We start from the raw sequence: 23,313 nt of genomic DNA on the forward strand, positions 1-23,313 counted from the left end.
GTCGGGGCCTTGCGGTCCGACAGAGAGAACATTACCGGGGGTTCGGGAGTTGTGCGAATCGGCGGGTGGAGCGGGCCGTTCTGGTGACGAACAGGAGGGTGAGGAGCCAGAGGGGGTACTGGGTCAGCCAGGCCAGGCGGAAGGCTTCGGGGGTGAAGGTGCTGGTGGGGGAGGTGTGGTCGAGGACCAGGCCGATCATGAGGATGAGGAGGAGGGCGGCGGTGAAGCCCGCCGCGTTGACCAGGCCGCTGGCGGTTCCCAGGCGGGACGGGGGGTTGTGGGCACGGGCGTGGTCGAAGCCGATCATGCTGGCGGGGCCTCCGGCGGCGATCGAGATGACCAGGAGGGTGAGGAGCCACAGGGGGGCGTGGTGGGGGAGGGACAGGACTGCCGTCCAGGCCGCCATCATCTGCAAAGTGATGGCGATCGTGACCCGGACGTGGTGGGCAGGGTGGCGGGAGAGGTAGGCGCCGATGGCGGGGCCCGTGGAGACGGTCGCCAGGACGAAGATCGTCAGCAGGGTGCCGGCGGTCGTCGGGGAGAGGCCCTGGGCGGTGACCAGGTAGGGGTAGCCCCACATGAGGGCGAAGGCCGACGCGCTGGTCTGGACGCAGTGCGACCACATACCGAGCCTGGTCCCGGGGCTGTGCCAGGACGCGCGGAGGTTCGGCAGGAGGGTGCGGAAGGGGGGCGCCGGCTCGGTGCTGGGGGCGTCCCGCAGGACGGTGATCGCCAGGACGGCCGCGAGGAGGCCGATCGCGGCGGCCGAGACGTAGGCGGTCGTCCAGCCGGGGCCGTGCAGGAGGGCGACGAGCGGGATCGCGCTCAGGAGCTGGCCGAGCTGGCCGAGGAAGCCGGTGAGCTGGGTCAGGAGGCCGGCCTGGCGGGACGGGAACCAGAGCGAGATCACTTTCAGGACGCTGATGAACGTCATCGCGTCGCCCGCGCCGACCATCACGCGGGCCAGCAGCGCCGGGGTGATCGTCGTGGAGAAGGCGAGCAGAAGCTGGCCGGACGCCATCAGCAGGGCGCCGCCGGCGATCATGCGGCGGGAGCCCCACCGGTCGAGGAGCAGGCCGACCGGGACCTGGAGGGCGGCGTAGACCAGGACCTGGACGACCGTGAAGGACGACAGCGCCGAGGCCGAGACGTCGAAGCGCGTGGTGGCCTCGATCCCGGCGACGCCGAACGACGTGCGGTGGAGGACCGCGATGACGTAGGCGATGACGCCGACCGTCCAGAGGAGCCAGGCGGTTCGGGTCGCTTTCAGGGGGACCGGCCTGATCAGGACGTTTGGCACGATTCAACAGCTTAGGGCGTGTCTCGCGATCCGTCAGACGCGCCCTGGAAGAGCCGCTTGGATGCCCGGGTACCGGGTTTTGTTCGCGGCCACACCGGGTCACATCCGCACAAACCGCAGCGACGAATGAGGGGTGTTCCTACCGAAAGGAAACCCTGACCATGTCGAAGAGGATCGCTGCGCTGGGCGCGAGTGGGCTGGCCGTCCTGGCCGCCGGCACCTACTCGCTGATGCCGCCGCAGGTGACGGCCTCCTCCCACCGGGAGGCGCCGCTCATCTCGGGGCAGCCGCAGTACGACAACACCGACGTCTACGCCTTCGTGAGCCCGGACCGGCCGGACACCACCACCCTGATCGCGAACTTCCTCCCGTTCGAGGAGCCCGCGGGCGGTCCCAACTTCTACACCTTCGCCAAGGACGCCCGGTACGACCTCAACGTCGACGCCGACGGCGACTCCCAGCCGGAGCAGACCTTCCGCTTCACCTTCAAGAACCAGGTCAAGAACGGCAACACCTTCCTGTACAACACCGGCCCGGTGAAGAGCCTCGCCGACCCGGCGCTCAACCTCACCCAGACCTACGACCTCGAGCTCGTCCACCGCCGCAACGGCACCCGCTACGCCAGCGAGTACCTGATCAGGAACGCCCCGGTCGCGCCGTCGAACGTCGGGGCGGCGAGCATGCCCGACTACCCGACGCTGCGGAACCAGGCGATCAAGGACCTGCCCTCGGGCGGGAAGGTGTTCGCCGGGCAGGCCGACGACCCGTTCTTCCTGGACCTGCGGGTGTTCGACCTGCTCTACGGGACGAACCTGAAGGAGGTCGGCAACGACACCCTCAAGAACTACAACGTGCAGACCGTCGCGCTGCAGATCCCGACCAAGCTGCTGATCAAGGAGGGCCAGCCGATCATCGGCGTGTACTCCTCGGTGCTGCGGCAGAACGCGGCCGGGGAGTACGCGCCGGTCAGCAGGCTCGCGATGCCGCTGGTCAACGAGGTCGTCATCCCGATGAAGGACAAGGACCGGTTCAACGCCTCGATCCCCTGGCACGACGCCCAGTTCGGCAAGTACGTCACCAGCCCCGAGCTGCCGAAGCTCCTCGAGGCGATCTACAAGGTGAAGGCTCCGGCCGAACCGCGCAACGATCTCGTCCAGGTCTTCCTGACCGGGGTTCCGAAGCTCAACCAGCCCCCCGGGGTCCGGCCTGCGGAGCTGATGCGGCTCAACACCTCGATCCCGCCGACGGCCGCGCCCAAGCGGCTGGGCGTCCTGGACGGCGACACGGCCGGGTACCCGAACGGCCGCCGCCTGACCGACGACGTCGTCGACATCTCCCTCCAGGCCGTCGCCGGCGAGCTCCTCGGCGCCAAGAACGACCTGGGCGACAAGGTCGACGCCAACGACAGGCCGTTCGGCAAGACCTTCCCCTACGTCGCGCTGCCCACCTCGGGCTCCACGACCAAGTCGGCGGCGGTGGGCGTCTCGGGACGTCCCGACGTCCTCGACGTCAAGCCCGCGGGCGCCTCGTCCAGCACGGACGAAGGCGGCACCCCGCTCCCGGCGATCGCCGCCCTCGTGGGTGGTGGCGCCCTGCTCAGCGGAGGTCTGACCTGGTGGTTCCGCCGCCGGATCGTCTGATCAGCCGGCGGCCGGACGCTCGTCGTCCGGCCGCCCCGCAGTGGAGAGGGGAGAAGGTCATGAGGCGCAGGCTGATGATCGTTTTGGCGCTGGTGGTCGCGATGACCGGCGGCGCGGCCGTCGTGTTCCGCGGGGACGGGGAGCGCGGGCGCCCGGCCGTCGCGGTGGAGGGGGACGCCTCCGGGCCCGGCCTGCGGACGGCGATCGGGCGGCTGCAGGACCGGCTCCGGGAGCAGCCCAAGGACGACCGTGCCTGGGCGGCGCTCGGTGTCGGCTACGTCGAGGAGGCCCGCCAGACCGGGGACCCGACGCTCTACGCGCGGGCCGAGGAGGCGCTGGACCGGTCGCTGGCACTCAAGGGCGACAACGCCGGGGCGTTCGCCGGGCGGGCCGCGCTGGCGGCGGCCCGGCACGACTTCGGCGGGGCGCTGCGGTCGGCCGACCAGGCCCTGGCGATCAATCCCTACGAGGCACGCGGCCTGGCCGTGCGGGTGGACGCCCTGGTGGAGCTGGGACGGCTCGACGACGCCTGGAAGGCCGTCCAGGAGGCCGACTCCCGCAAGCCCGGCATTCCGATCTTCACCCGCTACGCCTACGTGCTGGAGCTGCGTGGCAAGCCCGCCAAGGCCCGCGAGGTGCTCGGCCGGGCCCTGGAGTCCGCGACCGACCCCGCCGATCTCTCGTTCGTCCGCTACCAGCTCGGCGACCTCGCCCTGAACACCGGGCGTCCCCGGGACGCGCTGACCCTGTTCGGCGACGCCCTGAGGGACGACCCGCAGAACCTCGCCGCCCTCGACGGCCGGGCCAGGGCCCGCCAGGCGACCGGCGACGTCGGCGGAGCGCTCGCCGACCGCGAAGCCCTGGCCGGACGCGCGCCCCTGCCCGGGTACGTGACCGCCCTGGGCGAGCTCTACGACGCCCGCGGCCTGCCGGACAAGGCCCGCGCCCAGTACGGGATCGTCCGCACATGGTCGGCGCTGGCCCGCGCCAACGGGGTCGATCCCGATCTGGAGCTGGCCCTTTTCGAGGCCGACCACGGCGATCCGGCCACCGCGCTGCGCACCGCCCGCGCCGAATGGCGGGCCCGCTGCGGCCCTCCGCCCCCGGCCGGACGGATCCCGGTCTGCTCCCTCCACGTCTCCGACGCCCTCGGCTGGGCGCTGCACGCCACGGGCGACGACCGCGAGGCCCTGCGTTACGCCCGCGCCGCCACCGCCACCGGCTACCACCCGCCCTCCTTCACCCACCACCTCGAGACCATCAAGGCGGCCCTGAAATGACCCCCGACCGGCCCTCCGCCGTTCCGCAGGCCGCCGAACCCGCCGTCATCCGGCCCGCCGTGACCCGGCCCGCCGTCATCCAGCCCGCTGTCGCCAGGCCCGGCCGCTTCCTCCCCGGTCTCCGATGGGGAAGGGCCGGGGTCTGGGGGCTGCGGGTCGTCATCGGGGTCGTCCTGGCGGTGCAGGTGCTGCTGCTCCTCTCGACGGGCGCGGGGGCCGCCGAGACGCGGCGGCATCCGCTCGGGAACTTCACGACCAACACCTACGACGGCCTCGTGATCGGACCGGACGCGGTGCGGGTCGAGCACGTGGAGGACCTCGCCGAGATCCCCTCGGCCCAGGTCATGGCGGAACTCGACGCGTCGGGAGACGCCGTCTGGGCCGACCGGCGGTGCCGTGCGGCCGGGCAGGCCCTGCGGCTCGTCCTGGACGGGCGGCCGGGGACGCTCGTGCCGGAGCGCGCCACGGCCACCCGCAGGGACGGTCAGGCCGGGCTGCGGACCCTGCGCGTCGACTGCGTGCTGAAGGCCCCCGCGAAGACCGTGCGGAGGGTGGAGTTCGCGACCGGCGCCACGGCCGCCGGATGGCACGAGATAACGGCGCGGGGAGACCGCATGGCCCTGGTCTCCAGCGACGTGCCCGAGGAATCCCGCAGCTCCCGGCTGACCTCATATCCCGCCGACCTCCTGTCGTCTCCGCCGGACCGGCGGACGGCCCGGCTCGAGGCACGGGCGGGCGGCCCCGCCCTCACCGAGACCGATCCGGCCCTGCCCAGGATTCTGCCCCGGGGGTCCGACAGTCTGACGAGGAGCTTCACCTCCCTCGTCGCCTCCCACCACCTCACCCCGGGATTCGCCCTGCTCGCGGCGCTGATCGCGGTGGCGCTCGGCGCCCTGCACGCCCTCGCCCCCGGCCACGGAAAGACCCTCATGGCCGCCTACGCGATCTCCCGCACCTCCCGCGCCCGCCGCGACGTCCTCACCCTCGGCCTGACGGTCACCCTCACCCACACCGCGGGCGTCCTGGTCCTGGGCCTCCTGGTCACGGCCACCGACCTGGCCCCCGCCGCCCTCTACCCCTGGCTGACCCTCCTCAGCGGCCTCCTGCTCGCCGCCGCCGGCGTCACCCTCATCCGCCGCGCCCTCCGCTCCCGCCACCACGCCCACGATCACCACCACACCCATCACCCCCACACCCACCACCCCAACACCCGTCACGATCACGCCCACGATCACGACGCCCACGATCACGACGCCCACGATCACGACGCCCACGATCACGACGCCCACGATCACGACGCCCACGATCACGACGCCCACGATGACGACGCCTCCCACCGCGGCGACGACGCCGACGCCCCCTCCACCCCGAAACCGGCCCGTCCCCGTGCGCATGCCGCACAGGTGAACGGCCCGGACCCCATCGAGGACGGCCCGTCCACCGCACTCGCCCTGCTCCCCAGAATCCCCGACCCCGGGCAGGGGACAGCGCCGGACCCCGGCCGCCGGGCCCGGAGCGCCTCGCGCCGCGCCCCCTGGGCCCAGAGCGCCTCTTCCCGCGCCCCCCGGGACCGCAGCGGAGTGGCGATCATGGGCTTCGCCGGTGGGATGGTCCCGAGCCCCTCGGCGGTCCTGGTGCTGGTGGGAGCGGCCGCGCTGGGCCGCGCCTGGTTCGGCGTGGCCCTCGTCGTGGCCTACGGAGCGGGCCTCGCCATCGCCCTGGTCGGCGTGGGCCTGCTGGTCTGCGGCCCGGGCCGCTCGCTCGCCGAGCGGGTGCACGGCGGCCTGCATGGCCGCGGCGGACGGCTGGGAGAACGCCTGCACCGCCTCATGCACGGCGTCGGAGTCCTGCCCGTCCTGTCGGCCGGTGCCGTGGTCCTCGCCGGGCTGGCGATCGCCCTCCGCGCAATCGCGGGGACATGAGCGGCGAAGCCGCCCGGAGACGAGGCATTCGAGCTGCCTCGAGCGCAGGGGAAGGGCAGGGAAGGCAAGACGGGCGGGACCGGCTGGAGGCCGGCCCTGGCCCGTCCTCCCGGCGGAGGGCTCTGGAGACTCCGCCGGGGTCGCGTGCGGCGCTGGGCGCCTGGTGCGCGGGTGTCAGATCCAGTACATCGGTACGGAAGCCTTCCTCATCAGCCGTCGGGGAGCCCGGCTCGCGGTTCTCCAGGGGAGAACCCGGCCGGCCGGGGAGCCCGGCGGAGTCGGACCGCCGGACGTGCGGTGCGGCACCGGTGCGATCCGGTAGCTCGGATCGCGGTGGACCGGCCCCGGTTCACCACCGCTCCCTAACTAGATGCGCGAGGGCCGCCCCCGGTTTACTGCGCACGGTCACTGATTCGTCACCGTCCGATATGTCCTGAACTGATCGACTCCTCGCACATCTCAAACACGGGGGCCCTACGATCGCTCCCATGGGAGCCGAAGGCATGGATCCGGTCGAGAAGCCCCGCGCCGCGGTGATGGAGGACGTCGCCGAGCTGGCCGGGGTCTCCGCGATGACCGTCTCCCGCGTCCTCAACGCCCCGGAGAAGGTCCGTCCCGAGACCCGCGCCCGCGTCCTCGCCGCCGTGCGCGAACTGGACTACCGGCCCAACTCCGCCGCCCGCGTCCTGGCGACCGGGCGGTCGGGCGTCCTCGGCGTCGTCAGCTTCGACACCACCCTCTACGGCCCCGCCTCGACGCTCTACGGCATCGAGCAGGCCGCCCGCGAGCACGACTACCTGATCAGCATCGTCAGCCTCAGCGCGCTCAACCGCCGCTCCATCGGCGAGGGCGTGGAGCGGCTGCGCAGCCAGTCGGTCGACGGGATCATCATCGTCGCCCCGCACGAGTCGGCCGCCGAGGGGCTGCGCAACCTGCCGCCCGACCTGCCGCTGGTCGTCGTCGGCGCGGCCGAGGAGATCCCCTTCCCGCTGGCGGCCGTCGACCAGACGTCGGGGGCCGTCAAGGCGACCCGGCACCTGCTCAGCCTCGGCCACGAGACGGTCTGGCAGCTCGCCGGGCCCGCCAACTGGATCGACGCGGGCCGGCGCACGATCGGCTGGCGGCAGGTCCTCGAGGACGGCGGCCGCGACGTCCCCGAGCCGCTGCCCGGTGACTGGTCGGCCCAGTCGGGCTACGAGCACGGCAGGCGCATCGCCCGCGACCCGGCCGTCACCGCGGTGTTCGCCGCCAACGACGCGATGGCGCTCGGCCTGCTGCGCGCGCTGCACGAGGCCGGCCGGCGGGTCCCCGCGGACGTCAGCGTGGTCGGCTTCGACGACGTGCCGGAGTCGGGCTACTTCTCCCCGCCGCTGACCACGGTCCGCCAGAACTTCGGCGAGGTCGGGCGCAGGGCGTTCCAGCTGCTGCTGGGCCGCCTCGACGATTCGGGCGCGACGGCTATCCCGGCCCGCCGGTTCGTGGAGCCGGAGCTGGTGGTGCGCGAGAGCACCGGGATCGTCAGCGCAGGACGCGCTCGCTGAGCACGCCGCGCCACAGCGAGATGGCCGTCGCCCGGTTGGGCACGCCGAGCTTGGAGTAGATCCGGTTCACGTGGTTCTTGACGGTCTTCTCGCTCAGGTAGAGCTCCCGCGCGATCTCGCCGTTCGACCTCCCGGAGGCGATGAGGTCCATGACCTCGGCCTCGCGCGCCGACAGGCCGAGCCCGGCCCGGGTGACCGCCCGGACGGCCCGCACGAACTCGAAGATGTCGAATCCCGGCTCGACGTCCTCACCGAGCACCAGCACCCGGCACTTCTTGCGCAGGCTGACGGCGAAGGCCGCGTCGTCGAGCACCACCACGTCGGGATGGAGCTGGACGACCAGCGGCAGCGGGTCGGCGGAGGTCTCCCCGACCACCACGAGCTCGTCGTTGCCACGCAGCCGCCCGACCATTCCGGACCGCACCTGATCGTCCTCGTGCACCACGAGAACCCGCACCGGGTCCCGCCCGTTGTCCGCTGTTCCCGTGCCCATGCCGACTCTCCTGGGGGATTGAGACGTCGTCCTGTCCGGATGGATATAAAGGGCGATCTTAACCCCAGCCACGTGACCGGCGGTATACCTCACCGTCACGGAAATGAAAAAGAGTCGCATTAGCTAAAGTGGCCGAAGCGGTGAATAGGGGGCGTGCGTGCGTGACGTGGTCGTCGATGTGTCGAACGTCTGCTGGTCAGGCGAACTACCGCCCCGTGGACGCAGGCCGCCGGTGTGGGCGCGGCTGGAACGGCTGGTCGAGGCGTGGCGGGACGAACACGGACCGTCGGTGAAAGTGCTGCTGGTCGCCGACAATTCGCTGGCCTACGCCTTGCAGGGCGATGACCGGCGGAAATTCGCCGAACTGCGCGGGACGGGTGAGGTGCGGACGGCGACCGTCGCGGACGGGCTGGTCCTGAACCTCGCGCGGCAGAACCGGATGCATGTCCTGAGCGCCGACACCTTCAAGCATCTGCGCCGTGAACACCCCTGGATCGAAAAGGCGCCCGAACGCTTCCACTCGTGGACGATGGACGCCGACCGGATCAGGTTCGTGCCGTCCGGAATACGGCGGATCACGCCGGGAGAACGGTCCTGGACCGACGATTTCCGCACCGTACCCGCCGCCGGAAGCAAGATCCTTCTGCGGAGCTGGCGCTGCGACGCCGAGCCGTGCCCGTACTCCGGCACCCGGGTCGGCCACCTCCTGGTGTGGCCGAGGACGGACGGCGAGGGCCGCGCGGTCTGCCCGGAGTGCGGCACCCCGCTGACCGGACTCGGACGCCGCCTGCCGACCCGCGAGATCCTCGTCGAGGACCTGGGCACCGGGGCCGAGATCACCCGCTTCCTCCTCGAGGACGGCTTTCCGCTCGTCGTCGGCAGGGGGACCGCGTCCGGCGGCGTCGACCTCCAGCCGGCCGGGCGCGGCCCCGCCAAGCCCCTGCTCCGGGTCGGCCGCCAGCACGCGCTGCTCCGCCTGGACGCCGCGGGGCCGCCCCGGCTGACCGTCGTGGACCTCGGCACGCGCGGCGGTACCGCGATCGCCCGCCGCGACGGCCCCGGCTTCCTGGAGCCGCGCCGCCTGGCCCCGGACGTCGAGACCGAGATGTCGCTCGCCGACCTGCTGATCCTCGGCGGGACCGCCGGCCTTCGCGCGTCCGGGGCCTGACCGGCTCACACGTGCGGCAGGATCTCCTCGGCGATGAGCTCGATGTGGTCGAGGTCGGACAGGTCGAGCACCTGGAGGTAGAGCCGCGTCGTGCCCCGGTCCCCGAACCTCTTGATCTTCTCCAGCACCTCGGCGGGCGAGCCGGCCAGGCCGCTCTCCTTCAGGTTCGCGACCGAGTTCCCGATGGCCTCGGCGCGCCGGGCGACCTCGGCGTCGGTGCGGCCCACGCAGACGGCCTGAGCCGCGGAGTAGACCAGCGGCCGTCCCGCCAGCGACCTGACCCGCTCATGCGCGGCCGCGGTCTCCTCGACGGTCCGGAACGGCACGTTGTACTCGGCGGCGAACGCCGCCGCGATGGCCGGGGTGCGCCGGGCCCCGAACCCGCCGACGATGATCGGCGGACCCGGCCGCTGGACGGGCTTGGGCAGCGCGGGCGAGTCCGTGACCTCGTAGTAGGCGCCCTTGAAGGAGAAGGGCCCCTCGGCGGCCCACAGCCCGGTGATGATCCGCATCTGCTCCTCGTACCGGTCGAACCGCTCCCGGACGGGCGGGAACGGAATCCCGTAGGAGGAGTGCTCGCCGTCGTACCAGCCGGTCCCGAACCCCAGCTCGACCCGGCCGCCGCTCATCGCGTCGACCTGGGCGACGGAGATCGCCAGCGGCCCCGGAAGCCGGAACGTCGCCGGGCTCACCAGAGTGCCGAGCCGGATCCTGGACGTCTCCCTGGCGAGCCCCGCGAGGGTGATCCAGGCGTCGGTGGGTCCCGGAAGCCCGTCGCCGCCCATGATCGCCTGATAGTGGTCGGAGCGGAAGAAGGCGTCGAACCCGGAATCCTCGGTCAGTTTCGCGATCCGCAGAAGGGTGTCGTAGGAGGCGCCCTCTTGGGGCTCGGTGAAGATCCTGAGTTGCATGTTCCCTGCCTATCGCGTGTCTGCATGGTTGCCAAAGTGTTTCCAGTTGGTCCTTATGTTTCTGGTTTTGTCCCGATACGATCGTCCGACTTTGTGAACTGAGTCACTTCTAGGGGATGGCATGCGCTCGATCAGGCGGATGATCGTCTCTTTGCTCGTGGTGCCCCTGCTGGCACTGGTCGGGTTGTGGATCTTCGCCGCGGACGTCACCGTGGGCGACAGCATGCGCCTGGTCCGGGCCAAGACCTTCGACCGCGAGGTCATCCGGCCGACCGAGGCGCTGATCACCCAGCTCCAGCACGAGCGCCGCATGTCCCAGGCGTTCCTGGGCAAGGACATCACCCTCGGGCGCACCGGCTTCGACGCCCAGCGGGACAACACCGACCGGGCCGTCCGGGCGTTCGTCTCGGCCACCAAGAGCGCCGGGCTGTCGTCGGCGACGACGTCGGAGACCCGGGCCCGGATGAACGACCTGGTCGTCGAGCTGGGCGAGCTGGGGGAGTACCGCAGGACGGTCGACGAGGGCGAGGTCGACCGGGCGGTCTGCCTCGGCCAGTACACCGCCCTCATCGGCCGGGCCGGAGCGGTCTACGACGCCGCCTACCCCGGCGACTCCGAGACCGGCCGCGACACCCGGACCCTCATCGGCTTCCAGCAGGCCCGCGAGTCGATCTCCTACGAGGACGCCCTCCTGACCGGCGCGCTCACCCGCAAGGTCCTCGACCCGCTGGAGCACGTCACGTTCGTGGAGAAGGTCGGCGCCCACCAGTTCCGCTACGACGACCTGGTCCAGGCGCTGCCCGGCCCCGACGCCGCCCGCTTCCGCCAGCTCCAGGCCGGCGCGGAGTACCTCGCCTTCACCAACCTCGAGCGCAGGCTCGCCGAGCGCCGCCCGACCCGCAAGGACGGCGTGGTCGAGCCCGGTGAGTGGCACGCCGCGTCCGAGGCGCTGCTCAACCGGATGATCGCCTTCGAGGACGACACCCGCACCGGCATCGCCGACCGCGCCTCCGGCCACGCCAGGGACGTGCTGACCCGCCTGGCGCTCGCCGGCGGCCTCGGCCTGCTCGCGGTCGTCGTCTCGGTGACGGTCGGCGTCCGGATGGGCCGCAGGCTGGTCCGCGAGAACCGGGTCATGGTCGCGACCGTGGAGGACTTCGCCTCCGTGCGGCTGCCCGTCATCGCCGAGATGGTGCAGAAGGGCGAGCACGTCGACCCCGACGAGGGCCTGCCGCGCCAGGACTTCCGGGTCCGCGAGGTCTCCCAGGTCTACGACGCGTTCGCCGTCGCGCGGCGCGCGGTCGTCCAGGCGACCGTCAGCGAGGCCGCCGCCAGGCGCGGGCTCGGCGAGGTCTTCGTGAACCTCGCCCGCCGCAACCAGGTGCTGCTCCAGCGCCTGCTGCGCCTCCTGGACGGCATGGAGCGCAAGGCCAAGGGCCCCGACGAGCTGAACGACCTGTTCGCCATCGACCACCTCGTCACCCGGATGCGCAGGCACGCGGAGGGCCTGGTCATCCTGGCCGGGAAGTCCGCCGGACGCACCTGGCGCAGGCCCGTCCCCCTCGTCGACCTGGTGCGGGCCGCCGTCGCCGAGGTCGAGGACTACCAGCGGGTCAAGATCCCGCCGCTGCCCGAGACGGTCGCCCTCAGCGGCGCCGCGGCGGCGGACGTGATCCACCTGCTGGCCGAGCTCATCGAGAACGCGATCATGTACTCGCCGCCGGAGCTGCGGGTACAGGTCACGGCCCAGCGCGTCGCGCACGGGCTGGCCATCGAGATCGAGGACCGGGGCCTGGGAATGGACGGCGTCAAGATCGCCAGCCTGAACCAGACCCTCGCCGACGCCCCGGAGTTCGACCTGTTCGACTCCGCCCGGCTCGGCATGTTCGTGATCGCCCGGCTGGCCCAGCGGCACGGCATCAGGGTGGCGCTGCGGCCCTCGCCTTACGGCGGGGTCACCGCGATCGCCCTCCTGCCGTCGGCGCTGCTCGTCGCCCCGGAGGAGGTGCCCGCCGCGCCGGCACCGGAGCCGCCGCGGATGGTGCCACGGGAGCCGGCGGTGCGGACCGCCCCGCGGAACGACGTCCAGGGCGTGGACGCCGACGGGGTCGAAGTGAAGGGAGGGCTGCCGCAGCGGACTCGCCGCCGCGCGGTGGCCACGGAGGAGAGGGGCCCGGTGGAACCGGGCGCGCGCAGTCCCGATGAGGCGCGCAACGTGCTGTCGGCCATGCAGAGCGGCTGGCAGCGCGGGCGGCAGGAAGCCGCGAAGGCAGCGGCGGAGGAACGTGAGGGGACGAAGGATGAGCGTTGACATGGGCACTGGAACGGGAACGGGCCAGGGTGGGCGCGAGCTGAACTGGCTGCTGGACTCCATGCTGGAGCGGGTCGTCGAGGCGCGCCACATCGTGGTGCTGTCGGCCGACGGGCTGCGGGTGGCCTCTTCGCGGGGGCTGGGCAGGGAGGACTCCGAGAGGCTGTCCGCCGTGGCGTCGGGCTTCCAGAGCCTGGCCCGGGGGACCGCCGACCACTTTCAGGGCGGCGGCGTCCGCCAGACGATCGTCGAGATGGAGGCGGGTTTCCTGTTCGTGACGGCCGCGGGCCAGGGTGCCTGCCTGGCGTTGCTGGCGGAGGACGGCGCCGACGTCGGCGTCATAGCCTACGAGATGGCCCTGCTGGTCAGCAGGGTCGGCGAGCACCTCTCGGCCGACCCGCGCTGACCAGATGGACGAGTGGGCGGACCTGGAATGGGTGGACGAGGACGCTGGTCCGATCGTGCGCCCCTACGCGCTGACGGGCGGGCGCACTCGCGGAGACGAGGACATCGATCTGGTGAGCCTGGTCGAGAACACCGAATTCCAGGCCAGCCTGAAAATGGACCTCTCGCCCGAACACCTGATGATCCGTAGGCTGTGCTCGCGAGAGGCGTCAGCACTCTGTTCGGTCGCGGAAGTCGCGGCCGATCTCGACCTGCCGGTGGACGTTGTACGCGTCTTTCTCGGCGACCTCATCCGGCACGGGCTCATCCGGCTTCGGAAGCCCGCGTCGGCGTCGCGTCTCCCCGACGCGCGACTGCTCAAGGAAGTGATCGATGGACTCAGCGCGCTATAGCTCCGACGAACCAGTCGCGATCAAGATAATGATCGCGGGTGGTTTCGGCGTGGGCAAGACGACCCTGGTGGGCGCGGTCAGCGAGATCCGGCCGTTGCGCACCGAAGCACTCATGACCGAGAAGAGCGAGGGAGTCGACGACACCGGCCTCGTCCGGGAGAAGACCACGACGACCGTCGCCATGGACTTCGGCCGCATCACCCTGCGTGAGGGCCTGAGCGTCTACCTGTTCGGCACGCCCGGGCAGGACCGTTTCTGGTTCATGTGGGACGAATTGGCCCACGGCGCCCTCGGCGCGATCGTCCTGGCCGACACCCGGCGGCTGGCGGACTGCTTCTCGAGCGTGGACTACTTCGAGGAGCGGAACCTGCCGTTCGTCATCGCGGTGAACTGCTTCGACGGAGCCAAGCGCTACGACACCGAGGACGTCAGGAACGCCCTCGACCTCGACGTCCGGGTGCCGATCATCCTGCTCGACGCCCGTAACCGGGAGTCGGCGAAGAACGCCCTGGTCACGCTGGTTCGGCACGTCCTCGACCGGACGCCGGCATGAACCTCGGTGCCCGGTCTCGCAGGATCGTGACCGCCCTGCTGACGGTCCTGCTGCCGATGTCGGCGCTGACCGCCTGCTCGGACGGCCGCGACAAGGCCACCTCCCCGCCGGGCACCCCCGGAGTCACCAGCAAGCCGTGCCCGAACGCCGTGAACCCCGGCAACGGCTGCATCTACCTGGGCGTCCTCACCGACCGTTCCGGAGTGTTCCGGACGATCGCGGGCCCGGCGACCGAATCCCAGCGGGCGTTCTGGGAGAAGGTCAACCGCCAGGGCGGCATCGGCGGGTACGACATCAACATCGTCACCTACACGCGGGACACCAAGTATCTCGTGCCGGTCTTCGAGAGCGAGTTCGAGGCCACCAAGGACAAGGTCTTCGCCTACGCCCAGCTCCTCGGCTCCGCCCAGGTCGCCGCGGTCCTCCCGAAGATGAAGGCCGAGAAGATCATCGGCGCTCCGCTGAGCTGGACCTCGCAGTGGGCGTTCGAGGACAACATCCTCGAGTCGGGCAACAGCTACTGCTTCGAGGCGATGAACGCGGTCGACTACGCGGTCGAGGCCTTCGCGGCGGAGAAGAAGCCCTACAAGATCTCTTCGGTGATGTCCGTGCACTACGCGGGCGACTACGGAGGCGACGCCCAGGGCGGCGTCCGGGCGGCCGCGGCCTACCACCGCCTCGGCTACCACCACGCGCCGCTGGAGCCCGGTCTCCCGCAGGAGGCGATCAAGGACGTCGTGAAGCAGAAGCCGTCGCTGGTCGTGCTGACCACCAGCCCCGCGGACACGGCGGCGATCGTCGAGGGCGCGGTCGCCCGGGGGTTCAAGGGCCGCTTCCTCGGCTCGTCCCCGAGCTGGTCGCGGATGCTGATCAAGGATCCGGGCAAGATCAGGAGCGCGATGGAGTCGCGGTTCTGGCTGGCCGGGCCGTGGCGGCCGTTCGCCACCGACTCGCCGGGCCACGCCGAGATGCGCTCCGCCCTCGGCAACGCCGGGACCACCAACGCCGACGACTCGTTCGTCAGCGGCTGGGCGTTCTCCTTCCCGCTCCGCGCGGCGCTGGAGAAGGCGGCCGCGACCGGGGTCATGACCCGCGAGAGCCTGTTCACCGCGGCCCGCTCCCTCACCCGCATCGACTACCAGGGCATCCTGCCCAAGACCGCGGGGAACTTCTCCGGCGACGCCAACGCCCACGCCTTCCGCGAGTCCGTGCTCAGCCGCCCCGACCACCGGCAGTTCTCCGGCGTCCGCGTCATCCGCGACTTCTGGGAGGGCCCGACCGCCGAGCACTTCACCCTGACGAAGCCCTGCTACACGGCGGCCTAGACCAAATATCCTGGTCGTGTCCCCGTACGCCTTCTCCTGGACGGACCGCTCATGCGCGCGCACGTGACCGTCAGCTGGCCGGAGGAGCCGCTCCCGGCGCTGGCCCTTCCCGCCGACCTGCTCATGGAACGGCTCGGCGGGCTCTGGGCGCCGCTGGCCGACGCCGTCACCGAGAACGGGCCCGGCTGCCTGTGGGCGCTGCGCTGGGAGGAGGGGGCGGGCTGGCAGGTGCTGAGCGTCCCGCCGCACGACGCGGGGGACGGGCCCGTCGCCGAGACGCCGGGGTCACGGGAGCGCGACGCCTGGGTGGTGGCGTCCGCGCTGGCCGAGATCGCGTTCGGGCGGCGCCCGCGCGACCTGGCCGACGCCTATGACCTGCTCGACCTGCACGCCGGGACCGTCCTCGGGCTCGACGCGGTCGTCCACGCCCTGTTCAGCGGCGGCAACCCCGCGCAGGTCCACGCCGTGGTCCAGCCCGGCGAGCGGGTGCCCGTGCTGGTGCGGGCGGCCGCCGAGACCGCGGTCGGCTCGGGCAAGGCCGGCTACGACCCCGAGTGCGACAACGAGGACTCCCTGATGGTCGCCCGGATCGGCGGCGGAGTGCTGGCCCTGGGCGTCTGCGACGGGGTGACCGGCAGCGGCGACGGCTCCGGCGCACTCGCCTCCCGGATCGCGGTCCGCGAGATGCGGGACGTCCTCACCTCGGGCGGGGATGTCATGAAGGCCCTCGCCGCCGCCGACAAGGCCGTCCAGCAGGGGACCTTCGGGGCGAGCACCGCCCTGGTCGCCACCCTCGCCCCCGACGGCACCGCCGAGCTGTACTCCATCGGAGACAGCCCGGCCTGGCTGGTCCGGCGGCGCAGGCGCGGCGGCCGGATCGCCTTCCGCCTCACCCCCGACCAGACCGTGCTGGCCGAGGCGCGCCGCACCGACCCCGACGCCTCCATCGGCGGCTCCCACCTCACCCAGAACCTCGGCGGCAAGGCCGACGAGCCCTACCGCGCCACGATCGAGGTCCAGCCCGGCGACCTGCTCGTGCTGATGAGCGACGGCGCCGCGATCCCCGACCACGGCTGGTTCGGCCTGGAGCTGGCGGCCATGGCCGAGGCCCACCCCACCGCCCCCGCCCTCGCCGCCGCCCTGACGGCCAGGGCCGAACGGCTCGGCGGCCGCGACAACGCCACCGCCGTCATCGCGGAGATCCACGCGACCCCCTGACGCCCGATCCGTAACCGGGCTTTGCGATCTGTAGGCCGGAGCGACATCGACGAAGTGTTTCCATCGTCGTGGCGGATGGCCGCGGCGCGGACGGCATCGGCCGACGATGCATTCCGGGGGCTTTTCAGTGGGGCAGGGCACGCTCGTCCGTAGGGGATCCGACGTCGCAGGCGGAGACGGCGTCCGATCCGGGCCCGTTCGGCGGCACACGGCCCACCCGCCGAGGACACGGCGGTCGGGCCGGCACCGCAAGGCGCCGGCGCCGGCCTCGGCTCAGGCGCGGGGCGGCCCGCCGCGGCTCGTGATCGCGATCGGGGCGGTGCTGTTCCAGATCTCCCTGGGCGGCATCTACTCCTGGAGCGTGCTCGCCCGGGCCCTCCAGGAGGACGGCGGCGGTTTCGGGATCAGCAGGGCGCAGGCCGTCCTGCCGTTCTCCGTCGCGATCGGCGTCGTGTTCGTCGGCTGCTTCGTCGGCGGGCGCCTCCAGGACCGCAAGGGCCCCCGCATCGTCGCCCTGATGGGCGGCGGCCTGTACGCGGCCGGGACGATCCTGTCCTCGCTCGCGACGGACGTCAGCCTGTTCTGGCTGATGCTGCTCGCCTACGGGATCGTCGGCGGGCTCGGCCTCGGCATGGCCTACATCGTCCCGGTCGCGATGCTGCAGAAGTGGTATCCCGACAAGCGGGGGCTGATCACCGGGGTGGCGGTCGGCGGATTCGGTTTCGGGGCGGTGCTGGCCTCGCCGCTCGCGCGCTGGCTCGTCGCCCTCTATCAGCCGGTCCCGACCCGGGCGTTCCTGCCGCTCGGCCTCTGCTACCTGGTCCTGACCGTGGCGGGGGCGTCGGTGTTCCGCAACCCGCCGCCGCGCCCGGCCGTTCCCGGGCCGCGCCGCCAGGACTTCACCTGCGCCCAGGCGCTCCACACCCGCCAGTGGTACATGCTCACCGCGATGCTGACCCTGAACACCATCTCCGGCATCGGCTTCGTGGCCGTCACGGCGGGGGCCGCGGAGACCCTGACGGGCATCACCGCCGGGGCGGCGGCCGTGCTGACCGGGCTGATGGGCCTGTCGAACGGCGCCGGCCGGGTGATCCTCGGGATGATGTCGGAGCGCTTCGGCCGGATGCGGATCTTCACGCTGATCCTGACCCTGGAGGGACTGTGCCTGCTGGCCGTCCCCTACGCGACGTCGCTGCCGCTGTTCGTCCCGCTGGCCGCGGTCATCTTCGCCTGCTTCGGCGGCGCGTACGCGGTCATGCCCGCGACGGCCGGAGACTTCTTCGGCCTCACCCACGCGGGCGCGATCTACGGCCTGATGAACGTCGCCTGGAGCATCGGCGGCGTCGTCGGGCCCCTGCTGGTCAGCACCCTCGCCGAGTCGGCCGGCTACCGCACCGCCTTCCTCACCCTGGCCTGCATCCCCCTCGCCGCGACGGTCCTCCCCGTCCTCACCCGTCCGCCCGGCCGCCGCTCGCTCCGTCGCTAGGCGTGCGGCGCAGGCTCCAGTCGAAGGTGCCGCGGCAGACGGCCGTCCCGGTGGCGTCGGTGATCGTGGCGGTGGTGGAGAGGCGGGCCTTGACGGTGCGGCCCTCGTAGAGCAGGCGCAGGGCGTTCGCGGCGTCCTCGCCGAGGACGCACACGGCCGTGAGCAGGCCCCGCCCCGGGGCGAGGAACTCCAAGGACGCCGCGCGGCCGAGCGGGATCACGCCCCGGAACCCGGCCTCGTCCCGGCAGGCGCCGATGATCGCGGCCAGGCCGGCGGCGTCGGCGAGGGCGATGAGGCCGCTGGAGTGCAGGGAGCCGATGACGTTGGTCATCCGCTCGGGGACCGTGGTCGCGACCTCGCCGCGGCCGTCCGCGGCGGACACGACGCGGATCCCGGACGTCACATGGGCCGGGAGCGGATCGAGCAGGGACGAGGCGAGCGCGGTGGTGTCCATGCCACCACCCTCGCCCCGCCGCCCGTCCGGGAGATGAAACGGGGATGTCCGCCGGACGTCAGCCGGTCGTGAGGCGCCCGATCAGTTCCACGTAGTCGAGCCCGGCCTCGCCGAGCAGGTCCATCGCCCGCTGCGGCGGGAGCTGCCCGATCCGGGTCGGCTTCCCCACCAGCCCGACGCTCGACAGGCCCTCGCCGCTCGACAGCAGCGTGGTCGGCGAGGCGTGCCCGTCGACCCGGTAGAGCCGCCACGCGTTACCGCTGGGCGCCGTCGCCACCAGCAGGTCGGGACGCCGCCACACGATGAACGCCCACCGCCCCTTCGACCTGGCCTGGACGATCGAGAGCTTCATGTGCGCCTCGAGGCGGGTCGCCACCCGCGCCGCGATCGGCAGGGGGTTGGAGAAGGAGCCCGAGACGTGCCACATCCCCTCCTCGAAGTCCAGATCCAGCCCATCCCCGTAGAGCTCACTCTGCAGTTCGACGATCGCCTCGTCCTCGCCGCTGACCTGCTCAGGATCCATGATCCGTCCTCACTCTCCACAAGAACACCAGACCCCCGGAGTCTTTCAGGTCCGCCGGCCCGGAGCGGCCCTCCCTCCACGACGGCTCCGCGCGGCGGGTGACCGCCGACGGGAACGGGGAACAACGATGCCGGGGGCCGCTCATCTCACGAAGAGGAGAGGCACGTGCCGGAGGGTTCCGCGACGGCGTTCGTCCCGCACGGCCGATGCTCGGTGATCGTCACCGACATCGTCGGGTACGGCGGCTTCCGCACGCCCGGCCAGCAGCGCCGGATCCGCGAGAAGCACTACGGGATGCTGGAGGGCGGTCTCGCCGACGCCGGGATCGAGCCGGGCGGCTGCTACTGGGAGGACCGCGGGGACGGCATCCTGCTGGCCGTCCCGCCCGAGGTCCCGCCGCTGCTCCTGCTCACCGAGGTCCTCGGCAACCTGCAGTACCGGCTGCGCGCCTGCAACCTCGCCGCGGGCCCGGGGGAGCGGATCCGGCTCCGGGTCGGGCTGCACGCGGGGGAGGCCCACCACGACGGCCGCGGCCTCACCGGCACCGACGTCAATCTGGTGTTCCGGCTCATCGACTCCCGCGGCCTGAAGGAGCGGCTCCGCGAGTCCACGAAGGCGCTGGCGTTCGTGACCTCCGACGAGGTGTACCGGACGGTCGTGAAGACCGCGCCGCCGCCCGTCGACCCCGACGAGTTCACCGCCCTCCGGGTGCGGGAGAAGGAGACCGCCGCCACGGCCTGGTACCAGCTCAGGGGGCGCGCGGAACCGGGGGCTCCGGCCGTGGCGGGGAGCCCGGTCGAGCTGTGCCCCTATCCGGGGCTCACCGCGTTCGGCCTCGACGACGCCCGCTGGTTCTTCGGCCGCGGGCAGGCGACGGCCGACCTGCTGGAACGGCTGTCGGCGCGGCTGGAGAACCCGGGGCCCCTCGTGGTCGTCGGGCCCTCGGGGGTGGGCAAGTCCTCGCTGCTGCGCGCCGGGCTGCTGCACGGCGCCCGCGACGGGAGACTGGGCGTCCCGGGCTCGGGGGAGTGGCGGCGGGTGGTCTTCACCCCCACCGCCGACCTCGCCGGGGACTTCGCCGCCCTGCTCGCGGGGCTCGCCGGGATCCCGTCCGCCGACCCGCCGCCGCCGCCGTCGGCCGAGGCGCTGCTCGAGGCGCGGACGGCCCTCGCCGGGAGGTCCGAGGGCGCCGAGGACCGGATCGTCCTGGTCGTCGACCAGCTCGAGGCCATGTTCACCCTCTGCCCCGACCGGGAGCAGCACCGCGCGTTCGTCGAGGCACTCGTCGCGCTGGCCTCCCCCCGCGAGGGCGGCCCGCTCGCCCTCGTCGTGCTGGGCCTGCGCGCGGACTTCCTCGGCCGCTGCATGGCCTTCCCCGAGCTGGTGCGGGCGCTCGGCGAGGACACGGTCTTCCTGGAACCGATGACGGCCGCCGAACTGCGCGAGGCCATCGAGCTCCCGGCACGGGCCGCGGACCTCGAGGTGGAGGCGGGCCTGGTCGAGGTCCTGCTGCACGATCTGGGCGTCGGAGAGAACGAGGGCTACGACCCCGGCGCCCTCCCGCTGCTCGCGCACGCCCTCCGTGCCACCTGGCGGCAGGGCGGCGGCCGGGCCCTCGGCCTCGACGCTTACCACGCCGCGGGCGGGGTCGAGGGCGCGATCGCCAAGAGCGCCGAACGCGTCTACCGCGACCTCGACGAGCCGGGCAAGGAGATCGCCCGCCGGCTCCTCCTGCGCATGATCAAGATCTCGGAGGACGCCGAGACCCCGCGCAGGGAGAGCCGCGAGGGCCTGCTCCAGGGCTCGGTGGACGCCGGAGCCGCGGCGTCGGTGCTGGAGGCCCTCGCCGAGGCGCGCCTGGTCATCCTCGACGAGACGACCGCGGAGATCTCCCACGACGCCCTGCTCCGCGAGTGGCCCCAGCTCCGGGAGTGGATCGACGCCAACCGGGCCGGCCTGCTGATCGGGCAGCGCCTCGACGACGCCGCCGGAGACTGGGAGCGCGGCGGACGCCACCCGTCCGACCTGCTGCGCAGTCCCCGGCTCGCGATCGTCCAGGGCTGGGCGGAGACCGAGGGCGCCTCGCTGGCGCCGCTCGCCGGGACCTTCCTGGACGCCTCGGCGGCCGCGGAACGCCGGGAGCTGACCACGGCGAGGTCACGGGCGCGGCGGCTGCGTTACCTGCTCTCCTTCGTCTGCGTCCTGCTCGTCTTCGCGGCCGCGACCGGTGCCGTGGCCCTCCGGGAGCAGCGGACGGCCGCCCGCGAGCGCACCGAGGCGCAGTCCCGGCAGCTGGCGGGGGCGGCGACCGTCCTCACCGAGAGCCAGCCGGAGACGGCCCTGCTGCTGAGCGTCCAGGCCTTCCGGGTCCACGCGTCGCCCGAGGCCAGGGACAGGCTGCTCAGCACGCAGGCCCACTATCTGTCGGAGCGGCTGGCCACCGAGGGCCCCGCCTACGCGGTCGCCTACCGTCCCGACGGCAGGGGCATCGCCGGGGCCGACAGCGCAGGGGTGCGCGTGTGGGACGAGGCGAACCGTCCCGCGCCGACCTCCCTGCCCGCGGGCGCGTACTACGGGCTGGCCTACGCCCCCGACGGCAGGACCCTCGCGGCGTCCGGGCAGAACGGCTCGGTCGTGCTCGCCGACCAGGTCACCGGCGAGGTGCACGTGCTGGTGGACGCCGCCAGGGCCCGCGGTCCCGCGGGAGCCGTCGCCTACAGCCGGGACGGCCATCTGCTGGCCGCCGCGGGCCACGACGGGACGGTCCGCGTCTGGGACGCCGCGAGCCGCCGCGAGGTCATGACCCTCACCGGAGGCCTCGGCGCGGTCGAGTCGATCGCCTTCAGCCCCGACGGCCGCCGCCTCGCGGGCGCGACGGCCGACTCGGCGGTCCTGGTCTGGGCGCTCACCCCCGGCGCCGTGGCCCGCAGGCTGACCGGCCACGTCGGCCCGGTCCGCTCGGTGGCCTTCAGCCCCGACGGCCGGACCGTCGCGTCCGGCGGCGACGAGGGGGCGGTCCGGCTGTGGGACGCCGCGACCGGGGAGGTCGCCGGCAGCCTGCGCGGGCACATCGGCCCGGTCAGGTCCGTGGTGTTCAGTCCCGGCGGCGCCCTGCTGGCCTCCGGCGGCGACGACGCCTCGGTCCGGCTGTGGGACGTGGCGTCCCGCTCCCCGCTGACCCAGCTCAGCGGCCCGTCCGGGCCCGTCGCCGGGCTGGCCTTCAGCCCGTCCGGCGGGACCCTGGCCGCAGCGGGCGCGGACTCCAGCATCGGTCTGTGGCGCCTCGGCCCGCTCGGGCCGCCCGACCACGGCCGTCCGGGCGGGGCCGCCGCCCTGGTCATGGCGCGGGACGGCCGTCCCCTGCTGGCGAGCACCGACGGCAGCGGCCCGATCCGGCTGTGGGACGTCATCTCCGGACGTCTCCTGCACACCCTCGGAGCCGGCGGCGTCGAGCCGGGGGTGCTGGCCTTCAACGCGACCGGTACCGCCCTGGCGGCGGCGGACGGCGAGCGCGTCGCGGTCTGGGACCTCGGTGCCACGGGCCCGCCGGGACGCCCGCGGACCACGCGCTCACCCGAGGCGGTCCGGGCCCTGGCCTTCTCCCCGGACGGAAGGACCCTCGCCCTGGGCAGCGGCAGGACCCTCCGGCTGTGGCCCCTGGACCGCAGGGGGCCCACCACGAGCCGCACCCCGCATCCCAGCCCGATCAACGCGGTCGCCTTCAGCCCCGACGGCGCCCTCGTGGCCACCGGCAGCGACGACAGGACCGTCAGCCTGACCCGCGTCGGCGCCGCGTCCGGCGGCCCGAGCGACTGCAGCGGCCACAGCGCTCCGGTGCGGGCGCTGGCGTTCGGCCCGTCCGGCGGGCTGCTCGCCAGCGCGAGCGCCGACCACACCGTCAAGCTGTGGAGCCTGCGCGACCGGTGCAGGCTCGTGCGGACCTTCACCGGGCACGCCCAGGGCGTGGTCGCCGTCGCCGTGAGCGCCGACGGCACCCGGATCGCCGACGTCGGCGAGGAGGGCTTCATCGACCTGTGGAACCTGGACTCCGGAACCGACGAGGTGACCTCCGGCCGGCGGGTGGCCTCCCTCACCGGCTTCAGCGGCGCCTCCGCCCTCGTCTTCGGCACCGGCCGCGACACGCTGGTCAGCGCGGGACCGTCCGGCCGACCTCAGCTCTGGGACACCGACACCGCCCGGGTGGCCGCCCGCATCTGCGCCCCCGCCCCCGCTCCCCCGCCCGTCTGGACCGACTACGTCCAGCCGGGCCTCGCCCCGCCCTGCCCGCGTCGGCCGGGCTAGGGGCTGTTTCAAAGTCGGCGCCCGTGGCGAGCGGCGTCCAGGTGCGTGCCTCGCGGGGGCGGAGGAGGGAGTCGACCTGGTTGGGTCGG

General features: G+C 72.9%; 18 protein-coding genes. 13 read left to right on the forward strand and 5 right to left on the reverse strand.

The features are described 5' to 3' along the window. Positions 1-31: 31 nt before the first annotated feature. Positions 32-1,300, reverse strand: a complete 1,269-nt coding sequence (locus ABD785_RS26190; protein WP_344833199.1) for an MFS transporter — start codon at positions 1,298-1,300, stop codon at positions 32-34. Positions 1,301-1,461: 161 nt separating this feature from the next. On the opposite strand from ABD785_RS26190, the gene ABD785_RS26195 reads away from it, so the two are divergent. From ABD785_RS26195 to ABD785_RS26210, 4 genes are all read left to right on the forward strand, one after another. After that, positions 1,462-2,940 carry a DUF4331 domain-containing protein gene (locus ABD785_RS26195; protein ID WP_344833202.1) on the forward strand — a complete coding sequence of 493 codons (1,479 nt, stop codon included), beginning with the start codon at positions 1,462-1,464 and terminating at the stop codon, positions 2,938-2,940. Positions 2,941-2,999: 59 nt separating this feature from the next. Further along, positions 3,000-4,220, forward strand: a complete 1,221-nt coding sequence (locus tag ABD785_RS26200; RefSeq protein WP_344833205.1) for a tetratricopeptide repeat protein — start codon at positions 3,000-3,002, stop codon at positions 4,218-4,220. Then, a complete protein-coding gene (locus tag ABD785_RS26205; protein ID WP_344833207.1) occupies positions 4,217-6,142 on the forward strand; it encodes a hypothetical protein in 1,926 nt (641 codons plus the stop codon). The genes ABD785_RS26200 and ABD785_RS26205 overlap by 4 nt, the downstream gene beginning before the upstream one ends. Positions 6,143-6,630: 488 nt before the next feature. Then, a complete protein-coding gene (locus ABD785_RS26210; protein WP_344833210.1) occupies positions 6,631-7,683 on the forward strand; it encodes a LacI family DNA-binding transcriptional regulator in 1,053 nt (350 codons plus the stop codon). Here the strand turns inward: ABD785_RS26210 and ABD785_RS26215 are convergent. Beyond that, entirely contained in the window at positions 7,661-8,176 is a 516-nt protein-coding gene (locus ABD785_RS26215) for a response regulator transcription factor (RefSeq protein ID WP_344833213.1), read from the reverse strand. The two genes, ABD785_RS26210 and ABD785_RS26215, sit on opposite strands and share 23 nt — an antisense overlap. 157 nt (positions 8,177-8,333) lie before the next feature. On the opposite strand from ABD785_RS26215, the gene ABD785_RS26220 reads away from it, so the two are divergent. Further along, positions 8,334-9,344, forward strand: a complete 1,011-nt coding sequence (locus ABD785_RS26220; RefSeq protein ID WP_344833216.1) for a hypothetical protein — start codon at positions 8,334-8,336, stop codon at positions 9,342-9,344. Positions 9,345-9,349: 5 nt separating this feature from the next. On the opposite strand, the gene ABD785_RS26225 is transcribed toward ABD785_RS26220, so the two are convergent. Continuing rightward, the gene (locus ABD785_RS26225; RefSeq protein ID WP_344833219.1) at positions 9,350-10,255 is read right to left on the reverse strand and encodes an LLM class F420-dependent oxidoreductase; all 906 of its coding nucleotides are present in this window, start codon (positions 10,253-10,255) and stop codon (positions 9,350-9,352) included. A 121-nt stretch (positions 10,256-10,376) separates the two neighbouring features. Between ABD785_RS26225 and ABD785_RS26230 the strand changes: the two genes are divergently transcribed. From ABD785_RS26230 to ABD785_RS26260, 7 genes are all read left to right on the forward strand, one after another. After that, entirely contained in the window at positions 10,377-12,566 is a 2,190-nt protein-coding gene (locus tag ABD785_RS26230; RefSeq protein ID WP_344833222.1) for a sensor histidine kinase, read from the forward strand. A 1-nt stretch (position 12,567) separates the two neighbouring features. Then, positions 12,568-12,972, forward strand: coding sequence for a roadblock/LC7 domain-containing protein (locus ABD785_RS26235; RefSeq protein WP_344833224.1), 405 nt, complete (start codon positions 12,568-12,570; stop codon positions 12,970-12,972). 4 nt (positions 12,973-12,976) lie between these two features. Beyond that, on the forward strand, positions 12,977-13,363 hold the full coding sequence (locus ABD785_RS26240) for a DUF742 domain-containing protein (RefSeq protein WP_344833227.1): 387 nt from the start codon (positions 12,977-12,979) through the stop codon (positions 13,361-13,363). After that, entirely contained in the window at positions 13,344-13,916 is a 573-nt protein-coding gene (locus tag ABD785_RS26245; protein WP_344833230.1) for a GTP-binding protein, read from the forward strand. The genes ABD785_RS26240 and ABD785_RS26245 overlap by 20 nt, the downstream gene beginning before the upstream one ends. A gap of 26 nt (positions 13,917-13,942) precedes the next feature. Continuing rightward, the gene (locus ABD785_RS26250; RefSeq protein WP_344833232.1) at positions 13,943-15,241 is read left to right on the forward strand and encodes an ABC transporter substrate-binding protein; all 1,299 of its coding nucleotides are present in this window, start codon (positions 13,943-13,945) and stop codon (positions 15,239-15,241) included. A 51-nt stretch (positions 15,242-15,292) separates the two neighbouring features. Beyond that, the gene (locus tag ABD785_RS26255) at positions 15,293-16,459 is read left to right on the forward strand and encodes a PP2C family protein-serine/threonine phosphatase (protein WP_344833233.1); all 1,167 of its coding nucleotides are present in this window, start codon (positions 15,293-15,295) and stop codon (positions 16,457-16,459) included. 301 nt (positions 16,460-16,760) lie between these two features. After that, complete coding sequence (locus ABD785_RS26260) at positions 16,761-17,945, forward strand: L-lactate MFS transporter (protein WP_344833236.1); 1,185 nt, start codon at positions 16,761-16,763, stop codon at positions 17,943-17,945. Here ABD785_RS26260 and ABD785_RS26265 read toward each other — a convergent pair. Both ABD785_RS26265 and ABD785_RS26270 read right to left on the reverse strand, forming a co-directional pair. After that, positions 17,908-18,399, reverse strand: a complete 492-nt coding sequence (locus tag ABD785_RS26265; protein WP_344833239.1) for a DUF4442 domain-containing protein — start codon at positions 18,397-18,399, stop codon at positions 17,908-17,910. The genes ABD785_RS26260 and ABD785_RS26265 overlap by 38 nt on opposite strands. A gap of 58 nt (positions 18,400-18,457) precedes the next feature. Further along, positions 18,458-18,922: a hypothetical protein gene (locus ABD785_RS26270; protein ID WP_344833242.1), complete on the reverse strand. Its 465-nt coding sequence runs from the start codon at positions 18,920-18,922 to the stop codon at positions 18,458-18,460. A 165-nt stretch (positions 18,923-19,087) separates the two neighbouring features. Between ABD785_RS26270 and ABD785_RS26275 the strand changes: the two genes are divergently transcribed. Continuing rightward, the gene (locus ABD785_RS26275) at positions 19,088-23,224 is read left to right on the forward strand and encodes an nSTAND1 domain-containing NTPase (RefSeq protein WP_344833245.1); all 4,137 of its coding nucleotides are present in this window, start codon (positions 19,088-19,090) and stop codon (positions 23,222-23,224) included. Positions 23,225-23,313: the final 89 nt, after the last annotated feature.

This window comes from Actinocorallia longicatena (assembly GCF_039534125.1).
In the GTDB taxonomy this organism is placed as follows: Bacteria; Actinomycetota; Actinomycetes; order Streptosporangiales; family Streptosporangiaceae; genus Actinocorallia; species Actinocorallia longicatena.